The following is a 12,192-nucleotide window of genomic DNA, read 5'->3' as shown; positions in this document are numbered from 1 at the left end:
TTAGAGTCAACTATTGAGTTTGGTGGTACGCCGCCCACATCGGTCCCCAGCCGGAGACAGGGTCGGTGATCTGCTCGATGAACCGGTGCACGAACGCGATCTCCGCTTCGAGGAGGCCCTGCCGGTACGCCTCCTCGACCAGGAACAACGGGTGCGGTGCAGCACCGTCGGCGAGGGCGGCCGCGGCCGAGCGCTGCTCCTCCAACAGGACCAGTCGCTGCCGCAGCAGGTCGACGACGACGTCGGGGTGCAGGGCGCCGATGAGCGACAGCGCCGAGCCGAACGCCGGGAACTCGTGCCGAGGCACCCCGACCAGGTCCCGCAGCCAGTCTTCCAGCTCGGCGCGGCCGTCGGGGGTGATGCCGTAGACGGTGCGTTCGGGGCGTTGCCCGTTGCGGGTCGTCTCCTGCGCCGCGATCAATCCGGCCTTCTCCAGCTGCTCGATCACCATGTAGACCGAGCCGTGGGTGAACTTGATGCTGCGATCGTCGCCGTGCGCGCGCAGCGTCTTGGACACCTCGTACGGGTGCATCGGCGCCCGGCTGAGATACGCCAGCACCGCGAGCCCGAGCAGGTTGGCGACCTTGCGTTTCGTCATGGCGTGGCGAGCGCCGTCATCGCCTCGTCGTCGAGCGTCACCCGCCCGGCGGCGACGTTCTCCTCCAGGTGCTCCAGCGACGCGGTGCCCGGGATCAGCAGCGTGTTCGGCGCCACCGCGAGGATCCACGCGAGGGCGACCTGCGCCGGGGTGACGTCGAGGCGCAGCGCCGTCGCCTTCACCGCCGGGTGGCCGAGGACCCGTTCGCGTCCGAACGCCGCGCCGAGGGGGAAGAACGGCACGAACGCGATCCCACGGTCGGTGCAGGCCCGCAGGACGTCCTCGCCGCCGCGGTCGACCAGGTTGTACGGGTTCTGCACGCACGCGATCGGGGTGCGGGTCAGGGCGTGCTCGAGCTGGTCGAGGGTGACGTTGCTCAGCCCGACCGCGCCGATCAGGCCCTCGTCGCGCAGCGCGGTCATCGCGTCCAGCTGGGCGTCGAAGTCCGCCACGCCGCTGGTCACCCGCAGGTTCACCACCTCGAGTCGCTCCACGTCCAGCGACCGCAGGTTGTCCAGCACCCCCGCGCGCAGCTGCTCGGGCTGCTGCGCCGGCAGCCAGCCGCCCTTGGCATCGCGTTCCGCGCCGACCTTGCTGACCAGCACGAGCCGGGAGTCGTACGGGTGCAGGGCCGTGCGCAGCAGCTCGTTGGCCACGTCGGGGCCGTAGTACTGCGCGGTGTCGATGTGGTCGACGCCGAGCTCGACCGCGCGCCGGACGACCGCGAGGGCCTCGGCACGGTCCCGGGGTGGCCCGAAGGCACCCCGGCCGGGCAGCTGCATCGCCCCGAAGCCGATCCGGTGGACAGTGCGATCGCCGAGCGGGAAGGTCTTCACCCGGCCAGCCTACGACGGCAAACGGCCCTCGACGGCGACGGCGGCGGCGAGTCGCCCGGGGTACGATCTGCGGCGCATCGTCCCAGATCGAAATGTGCGAGGTGGCGGGTGAGCGAGACGGTCGAACCGTTCTCCAACGGTATCCAGATCGGTCTGCGGGTGCCCGTCATCCTCTTCGCCCTGGCGGGTGTGGTGCTGGCGCTCGTGCTCATCCGGCGGCTCGGCGCGCTCGCGGGGATCCTCGGTGCGCTCGGCGGCCTGTTCGTCGCCGCCGACCAGGTCGTCAACGTCGCCTGGGTGCTGCAGCTGACCTCGATGGCGAACGGGGACTTCGACCCCGACGAGTACACCACGGTGAACAACGCCTACACCGTCGCCGACCCGATCGTCATCACCATCGGCGTGGCACTGCTGGTCGGGGCACTCGCCGCGGCCGCACTCAGGAAGCGGGCCGACCCGCGGCCGGCGCCGTACCAGCAGGCGCCGTTCCCGCAGCAGCCGCCGCCGTTCCCGCAGCAGCAGTTCCCACAGCAGCCGCCGCAGCAGTTCCCGCCGCAGCCGCAGCCGCCCTTCAACGCCCAGTAGCCAGCCCAGTAGCCGGCCCGGCAGCCAAAACGGTAGCCGGGGACGGTCTCCGCACGACATCTGCACACTTCGCACACCCGCTCGCCCCCGGCCCGCACCTACGGTCGGTGGCATGCGGGTGCTGATGATCCTTCCGGCCCTGACCGAGGCGACCAGCCCTCTGTTCCGGCCGATCAAGTACAGCCTCTTCCCACCGCTCGGCCTGGCCACCCTCGCGGGCTACCTGCCCGAGGACGACGACGTGCGCATCGTCGACGAGCACGTCGAACGGTTCGACCCGGCCGCCACTGACCTGCCCGACCTGGTGGTCATCCAGGCGTACATCACCTCGGCGCGCCGCTCCTACGAGCTCGCCGACTGGTACCGGGCCCGCGGCGTCTTCGTCGCGCTCGGCGGGCTGCACGTCACGTCGCTGCCCGACGAGGCTGCCCAGCACGCCGACAGCGTGTTCTGCGGGCCGGGTGAGGACACCTGGCCGGTCTTCCTCACCGACCTGCGCAACAAGGCGACGCTGCCCCGGTACACCTCGACACAGCGCACCCTCGTCGGCCTTCCGCCGATCCGCCGGGACCTGATCCAACGCCACCGCTACCTGGTGCCGAACTCCATCGTCGTGTCGCGGGGCTGCCCGCACCACTGCGACTTCTGCTACAAGGACGCGTTCTTCGAAGGCGGCAAGTCGTTCTACACCCAGGCGGTCGACGACGCGCTCGCCGAGATCGACCGGCTGCCGGGGCGGCACCTGTACTTCCTCGACGACCACCTGTTCGGCAACAAACGTTTCGCCACCGAGCTGTTCGCCGGGATGCGCGGCATGGGCCGGGTGTGGCAGGCGGCCGGCACCGTCGACTCGGTCCTGCAACCGGAGCTGCTGGAACGGGCCGTGGCCGCGGGGCTGCGCAGCCTGTTCGTGGGGTTCGAGACCATCAACGCCGACAACCTCGCCGAGCAGCGCAAACGGCAGAACGTCGGGCGCGACTACGGGCAGGTCGTACGCCGCCTGCGCGAGGCGGGGGTGATGGTCAACGCGAGCTTCGTGTTCGGCATGGACTCCGACGGGCCGGACGTGTTCGACCGCACCGTGGAGTGGGCGGTGCGGCAGGGGATCGAGACCGCCACGTTCCACATCATGACCCCCTATCCCGGCACCGGTCTGTTCCGCCGGATCGAGGCGGAGGACCGCATCGTGCACCGCAATTGGGAGTTGTACGACACCCGGCACGTCGTCTATGAGCCGCGCGGGATGACGGCCCAGCAGCTGGAGGACGGCTACTGGCGCGCGTACAGGGACTTCTACCGCTGGGGCAACCTGTGGCGGGGCGCGGCCAGCAAGGAGCGGCCCGGTGACCGGGTGCGGCACCTGGCGTACGCGGGCGGGTGGAAGAAGTTCGAACGGGTCTGGGACGTGCTGATCCGCTCCGGTCAGGTCCTGCACGCGCTGCCGCTGCTGGAGGCGGCGCTGTCCAGCTTCGGCACGAGGGCCCCAGGTGGGCACCGGCGCCGCCGTGGTGCGACGATCGGGGGCGAGCTCGTGAAGGGGGCGGCGGGATGACGGTGGCGGTGCTGGGGACCGGGATCATGGGTGCGGCGGTGGCGCGCAACTGGCTGCGCGCCGGCGAGACGGTGCGGGTGTGGAACCGCACGGCCGAGGCCGCCGAGGCGCTCGCGCCCGACGGGGCGGTCGTCTGCGACTCGCCCGCCTCCTGTGTCGAGGGCGCCGACGCCGTCGTGACGGTCCTGTTCGACGCCGCGTCCGTCGAGACGGTCGTCACCGCGGCGGCACCCGAGGCCGGCACGCTGTGGCTGCAGCTGAGCACCGTCGGCGTGCCCGGCGCCGACGACCTCGCGGCTCTCGCGGCGAAGCTCGGCCTGGTCTACGTCGACGCACCGGTCCTCGGCACCCGGCAGCCCGCCGAGCAGGGCAAGCTCAACGTCCTCGCGTCCGGCCCCGCCGACGTCCGCGAGCGCGTCGAGGCGCTGTGCGCGCCGATCGCGGCGAAGGTGACGTGGCTCGGCGAGGCCGGCGCCGGCAGCCGCATCAAGCTCGTCGTCAACAGCTGGGTGCTGACCGCCGTCGCGGGGCTGGCGCAGAGCGTCGCGCTCGCCGACGGGCTCGGCCTCGACCCGAAGCTGTTCCTGTCGCTGGTCGCCGGTGGTGCGCTGGACATGCCGTACCTGCATGCGAAGGCACCGTCCATGATGGACCGCACGTATCCGGTCGCGTTCCCGGTGAGCGGCGCGGCCAAGGACGCCGCGCTGGTCGGTGACCTCGCCGCGTCCGTCGGCGTGGACCGGTCCGTCGTGGACGCGGCCGCGGCGCTGCTGGCCACGGCCGCCGCGCGCGGGTTCGCCGAGGACGACATGGCCGCCCTGTATGAGGCCGTGCGGTCGCCATTGCAGTGAACCGGCGGCTGTTCGTCGCCGGGCTCGCCGGTCTCCTCGCCGGTTGCTCGTCGGCGCGCCACACCACGCCCGCGCCCGCGCCGTCGGTCACGCCGTCGCCGGTGTCGCCGTGGACGCTGCCGGTCGCCACCCCGGCGCCGTGGCGGGCCGGTGCGTCCCGGGCGGGGAGGCTGCGCGACGTGGTGACCCGTTTCCTCGCGCCCAGCCCCACGCACCCGCTGTTCCCCGGTGGTGTGCTGTTCGCCGCCGTCGACGGCGCGGTCGTCGCGCATTTCGCGTTCGGCGACGCGGTGCGGTACGACGCCGCGAAGGCCGAACTCCCGGCGGGTGCACGGATCCCGGCGACCGTCGACACCCTCTACGACCTTGCCTCCCTGACGAAGACGTTCACCGCCGTGCTGGCGCTGCGCCTCGTCGAGCAGGGCCTGCTGGCGTTGGACGCGCCGGCGGCCACCTACCTTCCGTCCTTTGTGGACAAGCCGGCGATCACCGTGCGGATGCTGCTGACGCACACGTCGGGCCTGTCCAAGGACGTGCCGCTGGTCGGCTCGTCCGAAGCCGAACGCGTCGAGCACGTGCTGCGGGAGCCGCCGGTCGCGCCGGCCGGCAGCGGTTTCCTGTACGCGGACCAGAACTTCATCGCCCTCGGCGAGATCGTCACCCGCCTGGCCGGCAAACCCCTCGACCTGCTGGTCCGGCAGCAGATCGCCGGGCCGCTCGGCATGGCCCGCACCGGCTTCCGGCCGCCGGCGTCGCTGCCGACCGCGGCGACCGAGGGCGGGATCCACGGCACCGTCCACGACCCGTCCGCGGCCGCGTTCGGTGGCGTGTCCGGCCACGCCGGGCTTTTCGCCACCGCCGCCGACGTCGCGCTGCTCGGCGGCGCCCTGCTGGCCGGCGGCGGGCCGCTGCTGCGGCCGTCCACTGTGGAGCTCATGCGGACGGACGCCAACGCGCGGTTCGGGCCGGCCGCCGCGCACGGGCTCGGCGTCGACGTCGACCAGGCCTGGTACATGGGGAAGCTGGCCGGGCACGGCGCCTTCGGCCACACCGGTTTCACCGGCACGTCGATGGTCTGCGACCCGCGCCGCCGCATCGTCCTCGTCCTGCTCACCAACCGCGTCCACCCCGACGCCACCTGGGGGAACAACAACACCGCCCGGCGGGCTGTGGCCGACGCCATGCTGGCCTGATCCGGCCGGTCGCGCTATGTTGAAGGGGATGTGAGCCGCTGACACCTCCCCGACCCGCGCCCGAGGCCAATGCCCGGCGGGTTTCCGACGTTCTTTGCCGGTGGTGTCAGCATGTCTTCATTCACCCTGCTCGCGCATGACCTCGTCCGCACGTTCGGCGCCCGCCGCGTGCTCGACGGCGTGTCCCTCACCGCCTCGCCCGGCCACCGTATCGGCCTGATCGGCGAGAACGGCGCCGGCAAGTCCACCCTGCTGCGGCTGCTCGCCGGCGCCGACGAGCCCGAGACCGGCACCGTCGTGCGCCCGTCCGACCTCGGCTACCTGCACCAGGAGATGCCGTTCGACGCGGGCGCGACGATCGCCGACGTCCTCGACGACGCGCTGCGCGAGGCCCGCGAGGACCTCGCCGCGCTGGAGTCCCCCGATGCGCTGACGCTCGAGGAATATGGTGAGCGCCTGGAACGGGCCCAGGCGCACGACGCGTGGGACGCCGACCGGCGCGCCGGGCTCGTCCTGGCCGGGCTCGGCCTCGGCGCGCTGGAGCACGGCCGCACGCTCGGCACGCTCTCCGGCGGGCAGCGCGGCCGGCTCGCCCTGGCCGCGCTGCTCATCCGCCGCCCGACCGCGCTGCTGCTGGACGAGCCGACCAACCACCTCGACGACGACGCCGCGGCGTTTCTGGAGGCGCAGCTGCGCGAGCTGCCCGGCGCCGTCGTGCTCGCCAGCCACGACCGCGCCTTCCTCGACGCGGTCTGCACCGACCTGATCGACCTGGACCCCGCCGTCGACGGCCCCACCCGGTACGGCGGCAACTACACCGACTACCAGGACGCGAAACGCGCCGAGCGGGAACGCTGGCAGCGCCGGTTCGAGGAGGAGCAGGACGAGCTGCAGCAGCTGCGGCACGCCGTCTCGGTGACCGCGCACCAGGTAGCGCCCGGCCGGGAGCGCCGCGACAGCGAGAAGATGGGCTACGGCCACACCGCCGGCCGGGTCCAGCAGCAGATCTCCCGCCGGGTCCGCAACGCCGGCCGCCGGCTCGACGACCTCACCCGCACCCAGGTCCGCAAACCGCCGGCGCCGCTGCGCCTCGGCGTCCCCGCGCTGGCCGCGGCGTCGGCGGACGGGCTGCTGGTGACGCTGCACGACGTGGCGGTGCCGGGCCGGTTGACGCTCGACCGCCTGGACGTCGCCGCGTCCGACCGGCTGCTCGTCACGGGCGGCAACGGCGCGGGCAAGTCGACGCTCCTGGCCGTCCTCGCCGGGCGGCTCGCCGCCGACGGCACCGTCCAGCGGCGGCGCGGCCTGACGGTCGGCCTCCTGGCCCAGGACACCGTCTTCGACCACCCGGACCGCACCGTGGCCGCGACGTATGAGCTGGCGCTCGGCCCGGACCGCGCCGAGGCGGTGCCGCTGCGGTCACTCGGCCTGATCGCCCCGCGGGACCTGGCCCGGCCGGTGGGTGAGCTGTCGGTCGGGCAGCGGCGCCGGCTCGCCCTGGCGCTGCTGGTCGCGGACCCGCCGGAGCTGCTGCTGCTGGACGAGCCGACCAACCACCTGTCGCCGCGGCTCGCGGACGAGCTGGAGGAGGCGTTGGGCACCGGGCCCGGCGCGATCGTGGTCGCCAGCCACGACCGCTGGCTGCGTTCCCGCTGGCCGGGGCGCGAGCTGCGGCTCTGACCGGGCCGCGGACGAGGGACGGACACCGCCGCCCCCGGCGGGGCAGGATGGGCGGTATGGACGACGCGGTGACGCTGAGCGTGCCCGAGCTGGTGGAGGCCACCTACGTGGTGGTGACGTCGCACCCGCCCGTGGACGTCCAGGCGGCCGCGCGGGACGCGGCGCGGCGACTGCCGGAGCCGCTGCGCGTGGGTGCGCTGCGAATGCTGGCCGGTCCGCTGCTCAGCGTGACCAGGTCGGCCGTCGTGGACGCGCCGGCGCTGCCGGTGCCCTTCCTGGAGGTGTTCGGCGCGTCGGCCGCCCAGCTGCGGGACCTGGCGGCGGCGACGCACGTCGTCGTCTGCCAGGCGGTGTTCCGGCCGGGGTGGCCGCCGGCGCACGAGTGGCACGCCCGCGGCGTCGCGGCCGGGCTCGCGCAGCTGACCGGCGGGACGCTCGTCGACATGTTCACCCCGCAGATCCTGGGGCCGGCCGCGGCGGTGGGGTCGCTGCCGGACGCCGACGGCCGGATCGTGCTCGTGCGGTGGGTGCTGGTGCCCCAGTCCCCCGGCGCGCGGGGGCTGTGGATGACCACGAAGGGCCTCGAACGGTTCGGGCTGCCGGAGCTGCAGGTGCTGGACGTGCCGCCGGCGCTGGCCACCGCGTGGACCAGGGTCATGAGCGGCGTCGCGGCGGCGCTGGTCCGGGAGTGGGCGCGGGCGTTGCGCGGCGAGCCGAGCTTCGTCGAGCTGCCCTGCCGGCTCGTCGTCACCGCCGCGGACGTGGCGCGGGCGTATGGGCACGAGGACGGCACCGACCGGCGCGCCGAGGTGCGGCTGCGGCTCGACCCGCCGGACCGTTTCGACGGGCAGGCGTTCCTGACGGTGGTGCCGCCGGCGGCCTACGGGCGCTCCGGCGGCGAGTTCCTGGCGTCGGTGAGCGCCGCGCTGCTGGGGGATCCGGCCACGGCCGTGCGGCGGGCGCCGCGCGACGCCCGGATGGACGCCGCGATCGCCGCCGCCCGCGCCGCGCTGCCGCAGGCCCGGGCGCGGTTCCTGGGCGGGACGATCGCGGCGCCGTCGCACCTCATCGTGAAGCACGGGCTGGCCGGGCACGCGACGCAGCGGGAGTACGTGTGGTCCACCGTCACCGGCTGGCCCGATCCGTCGCGGATCGCCGGGGTGAGCATGTCCGACGCGGAGACGGATCCTGCGGTGCGGGCCGGCACGCCGACGACCGTCGATGCCGCGACCGTCGTCGACTGGGGCGTCTGGGTCGACGGTCGCGGCATCATCGAGGGCGGCTGGACCAACAAGCTGCTGTCCTGACGGTGGCTACCCCCGCCGGGTCCGGACCGCCGCGGCCAGGTCGGCCAGGAGCGTCTCGGTCGTGTCCCACGACATGCAGGCGTCGGTGACGCTCTTGCCGTAGGTCAGCTCGCCACCGAGATCCTGCCGGCCCTCGACGAGGAAGCTCTCCAGCATGACGCCGGCGATCCCGGCCTGGCCCGCGGCGACCTGCTCGGCGATCTCCCGGGTCACCGACGCCTGGCGGACGTGGTCCTTGCCGCTGTTGCCGTGGCTGGCGTCGACGACGAGCCGTTGCGGCAGGCCCGCCTTCTCCAGCCGGGCGAGAGCGTCGGCGACGCCCTCCGCGCCGTAGTTCGGACCCGAACGGGCACCGCGCAGGATGATGTGGCAGTCGGGGTTGCCGGTGGTCTCCACGACCGCGGCCCGGCCGTCCTCGTCGACGCCGAAGAACACGTGCCGGCTCGCGGCGGTGTGGCAGCCGTCGATGGCGACCTGGACGTCGCCGTCGGTGGCGTTCTTGAACCCGACCGGCATCGACAGGCCCGACGCGAGCTGCCGGTGCACCTGGCTCTCCGGCGTCCGCGCCCCGATCGCGCCCCACGACACCGCGTCGGCGATGTACTGCGGGCTGGTCGGCTCCAGGAACTCGCACCCGACGGGCAGCCCGAGGCCGAGCACGTCCAGCAGCAGCCGGCGGGCCAGCCGCAGCCCGGTCGGCACGTCGAACGTCTCGTCGAGGCCCGGGTCGTTGATGAGGCCCTTCCAGCCGACGGTGGTGCGGGGCTTCTCGAAGTACACCCGCATCACGACGCACAGGTCGGCACTGTGCTGGGCGGCGGCGGCCGCGAGCCGGCGCGCGTAGTCGACGGCGGCGACCGGGTCGTGCACCGAACACGGCCCGACGACGACGAGCAGCCGGTCATCGACGCCCGTCACGATCGCATGGACCTCGTCCCGCGATCGTCGGACGACCTCGGCGCGGGCGTCGTCCATCGGCAGCTCGTGCTGCAGCTCGCGGGGTGTGACGAGCGGCCGGTATCCGGTGACGCGCAGGTTGCTGGTGTTCATGTCCCGTCTCTTCTCCCAGGTTGAGGCGGGTCCGGTGCTCCAGCCCGCCGTGTGACACGACAAAGGGCAGAGACGGTGGTCTCTGCCCTTGCTGGCTCCGGGTGATCTAGGTCAGCGCAAGCGCCCGCCGGCTCCACCCGGAGCCACGGTAAAACGCCGATAACCCAACATCACGCCGCCATCGTACGCCATGAACACGATCTGTCCACGCTCAGCCACTGCGCAGTTCGACCAGGGTCACGTCGGGCGCGGCACCGACCCGCACCGGCGGGCCCCAGAAACCGGCGCCATTCGTGACGTAGACAGGCATTCCGTCGACCAGTGCCAGCCCGCTGATCACTGGCTGGGAGATGCGGGTCACATAGTGGAACGGCCACAGCTGCCCGCCGTGGGTGTGCCCGGACAGCTGCAGGTCCACGCCGCGTTTCGCGGCCTCGTGCGCCTGGACCGGCTGGTGCGCGAGCAGCACCACCGGCCGGGCCGGGTCGCGCCCGGCGAGGGCCAGGTCGTAGTCGGGCGGGTCACCGACGCTGCCGCCGGTCGCGTCGTTGACCCCGGCGAGGTCGAGCCCGTCGAGCTCGACCCGGGCGTTGCGCAGCACCCGCAGCCCAAGCGTGCCGACGTGCCCGATCCAGTCCTCGTGCCCGGAGAAGTACTCGTGGTTGCCCGTCACGAAGTACGCGCCGCGCCGGCTGCGCAGTGCCCGCAGGGGCTCCGCGGCCGGCGCGAGGTCCCCGACGGTGCCGTCGACGAGGTCGCCGACCACGGCCACGATGTCGGCGTCGAGGGCGTTGACGGCGGCGACGACCCGTTCGGTGTGCGCCCGCCCCAGCAGCGCCCCGAGGTGGATGTCGGAGACGAGCGCGATCCGGGTGCCGTCCATGCCGCGGGGCAGCTTCGCGAGCGGGATGCGGACCCGGCGGGTGGTGGGCGGGCCGAGGGCGGTGGCCATGCCTTTCGTGGTGACCCCGGTCGCGGTGAGACCGGCGGTGATGGCGACACCCCGCGCGATGAGCAGGCGCCGGGTGCGGTCGACGGCCTCGTCCGGGGTGCCTTTACGGCGCAGCACCGTCCGGGTCAGCCAGGCGGGCAGTTCCAGGACTGCCAGGGCGAGGACGAGGTACCCGGCGAGGGCCAGCCACACGTACCCCGGCCAGCCGACGACCCGTTCGAGCATCGGCTCATACCGGCGGGGCAGCGCCCGGTTCCCGACGGCCGTGACCGCGAAGAGCACGCCGAGCGCCCCGATCACCCAGCCGCCGGCCCGGCGGACCCGGGGACGGCCGGTGGTGGCCCGGACCAGCCGCAGCCAGAGGTACCAGTGCAGCACCCCGACGACGACCACGACGATCCCGGCGAACACCATCCCGCGATCCTGTCAGCCCGCGGCAACGTGCTCCCCGGTCAGCCGGCGGCGCGGACGCGTTCGGCGATGGCCAGGGTCGGCTCGTCGAACAGGACCAGCCGGACGAGGTCGATGCCGGGTGGCAGGTCCCGCAACGCCGCCAGGGCCTGGGCGACGGCGTCGTCCTTCGGCCACCGGTACACCCCGGAGGACAGCAACGGAAAGGCCATCGACCGCGCACCCAGCCCCGCGGCGACCGCCAGGGAGTTCGTGTAGCAGTCGCGGAGGGTGGCGGAGCGGTCCTCGGTGGCGCTCCACACAGGCCCGACCGTGTGGATGACCCACGTCGCCGGCAGCCGCCCGGCGGTCGTGGCGACGGCCTGCCCGGCCTTCAACCCCTTGCCCAGGTGCCCGGCCCGCAGCGCGCGGCACGCCGCCAGGATCTCCGGGCCGCCCTTGCGGTGGATCGCGCCGTCGACGCCGCCGCCGCCGAGCAGCGACGAGTTCGCGGCGTTGACGATCGCGTCGACCTGTTGCGTGGTGATGTCACCGGCGACCAGTTCCAGCATCCGCCGATGGTGGCACAGCGGGCGCGGTCAGCTGCCGGAGAAAGGGATGATCTTCGTGGCGCCCATGCCGAGGCGCTGGACCACGAGGGTTGCCGTCTCGGGGGTCAGGTTGCGGGCGTCGGCGACGTTCCACGCCTCACCGGCCGCGTAGGTCGCGCCCTCCCAGGTCGGGTGGACCACGGGGATGAGGGCCTTCATCACCGACTCGAACGCCTGCTCGTCGCTGGCCCGGTCGAACGTGGTGATCGTGATGACCGTGCCCTCGAGGGAGCAGGTGCCCTGGTCGTGGTACCGGTACACCGACTCGTCGTGGTTGGTGGACTCGGCGTAGTTGTCGCACTTGAGGTCGGCGGCGATCGCGGCGGCGGGCTCGCCCATGTACGCCGGCTTGGTGAGCTCACCGACGACCCGCGGCGCCTGCCAGCCGATGACGCCGGCGGCGACGGCGACGAGCGCGAACCCCGCGGCGAGCCGGCCGCGGCGGTTCTTCGCCGGGAGCACGTCAGACGGGAGGGAGGTCGTGACGGTCTCCGAGGTCTCCAGGGACGCAACCAACGCGGGCCTCCTACTGCTACAAGCGAAATTTGCTGACATGTCGAATTTAGGTGCAATCGGGGTGCGGAGCT

The 12,192-nt window shown here is 73.3% G+C and carries 12 protein-coding genes; 6 read left to right on the top strand and 6 right to left on the bottom strand.

Annotated elements, in window-relative coordinates; translation table 11 throughout:
• Window positions 1-10: 10 nt before the first annotated feature.
• Together AB0K00_RS34355 and AB0K00_RS34350 are read right to left on the bottom strand one after the other, a co-directional pair.
• Window positions 11-598 carry a PadR family transcriptional regulator gene (locus AB0K00_RS34355; protein WP_363529141.1) on the bottom strand — a complete coding sequence of 196 codons (588 nt, stop codon included), beginning with the start codon at window positions 596-598 and terminating at the stop codon, window positions 11-13.
• Window positions 595-1,434: an oxidoreductase gene (locus AB0K00_RS34350; protein WP_363529138.1), complete on the bottom strand. Its 840-nt coding sequence runs from the start codon at window positions 1,432-1,434 to the stop codon at window positions 595-597. Before AB0K00_RS34350 ends, AB0K00_RS34355 begins: the two co-directional genes overlap by 4 nt.
• A 108-nt stretch (window positions 1,435-1,542) precedes the next feature.
• Between AB0K00_RS34350 and AB0K00_RS34345 the strand changes: the two genes are divergently transcribed.
• The 6 genes from AB0K00_RS34345 (at window position 1,543) to AB0K00_RS34320 (ending at window position 8,602) form a co-directional block, all read left to right on the top strand.
• Window positions 1,543-2,019 carry a hypothetical protein gene (locus AB0K00_RS34345; protein ID WP_363529135.1) on the top strand — a complete coding sequence of 159 codons (477 nt, stop codon included), beginning with the start codon at window positions 1,543-1,545 and terminating at the stop codon, window positions 2,017-2,019.
• Window positions 2,020-2,131: 112 nt separating this feature from the next.
• Complete coding sequence (locus AB0K00_RS34340; protein WP_363529133.1) at window positions 2,132-3,571, top strand: radical SAM protein; 1,440 nt, start codon at window positions 2,132-2,134, stop codon at window positions 3,569-3,571.
• A complete protein-coding gene (locus AB0K00_RS34335; protein WP_363529130.1) occupies window positions 3,568-4,422 on the top strand; it encodes an NAD(P)-dependent oxidoreductase in 855 nt (284 codons plus the stop codon). Before AB0K00_RS34340 ends, AB0K00_RS34335 begins: the two co-directional genes overlap by 4 nt.
• Window positions 4,419-5,615, top strand: a complete 1,197-nt coding sequence (locus AB0K00_RS34330) for a serine hydrolase domain-containing protein (protein WP_363529127.1) — start codon at window positions 4,419-4,421, stop codon at window positions 5,613-5,615. The genes AB0K00_RS34335 and AB0K00_RS34330 overlap by 4 nt, the downstream gene beginning before the upstream one ends.
• A 111-nt stretch (window positions 5,616-5,726) precedes the next feature.
• Complete coding sequence (locus AB0K00_RS34325) at window positions 5,727-7,295, top strand: ABC-F family ATP-binding cassette domain-containing protein (protein ID WP_363529125.1); 1,569 nt, start codon at window positions 5,727-5,729, stop codon at window positions 7,293-7,295.
• Window positions 7,296-7,351: 56 nt separating this feature from the next.
• Complete coding sequence (locus AB0K00_RS34320) at window positions 7,352-8,602, top strand: DUF2314 domain-containing protein (protein WP_363529122.1); 1,251 nt, start codon at window positions 7,352-7,354, stop codon at window positions 8,600-8,602.
• Between the two features lie 6 nt (window positions 8,603-8,608).
• On the opposite strand, the gene AB0K00_RS34315 is transcribed toward AB0K00_RS34320, so the two are convergent.
• From AB0K00_RS34315 to AB0K00_RS34300, 4 genes are all read right to left on the bottom strand, one after another.
• Window positions 8,609-9,652, bottom strand: a complete 1,044-nt coding sequence (locus AB0K00_RS34315; protein WP_363529119.1) for a 3-deoxy-7-phosphoheptulonate synthase — start codon at window positions 9,650-9,652, stop codon at window positions 8,609-8,611.
• Between the two features lie 211 nt (window positions 9,653-9,863).
• A complete protein-coding gene (locus AB0K00_RS34310; RefSeq protein WP_363529116.1) occupies window positions 9,864-11,018 on the bottom strand; it encodes a metallophosphoesterase in 1,155 nt (384 codons plus the stop codon).
• 38 nt (window positions 11,019-11,056) lie between these two features.
• Window positions 11,057-11,566 carry an O-acetyl-ADP-ribose deacetylase gene (locus tag AB0K00_RS34305; protein ID WP_363529113.1) on the bottom strand — a complete coding sequence of 170 codons (510 nt, stop codon included), beginning with the start codon at window positions 11,564-11,566 and terminating at the stop codon, window positions 11,057-11,059.
• Between the two features lie 27 nt (window positions 11,567-11,593).
• Window positions 11,594-12,121 (bottom strand): hypothetical protein, encoded by a 528-nt coding sequence (locus tag AB0K00_RS34300; RefSeq protein ID WP_363529111.1) that lies wholly within the window; start codon window positions 12,119-12,121, stop codon window positions 11,594-11,596.
• Window positions 12,122-12,192: the final 71 nt, after the last annotated feature.

It is taken from the genome of Dactylosporangium sp. NPDC049525 (genome assembly GCF_040676755.1).
GTDB lineage: Bacteria > Actinomycetota > Actinomycetes > Mycobacteriales > Micromonosporaceae > Dactylosporangium.
Note: the sequence above shows the minus strand (reverse complement) of the source record. Positions and strands in the feature narration are given on the sequence as shown.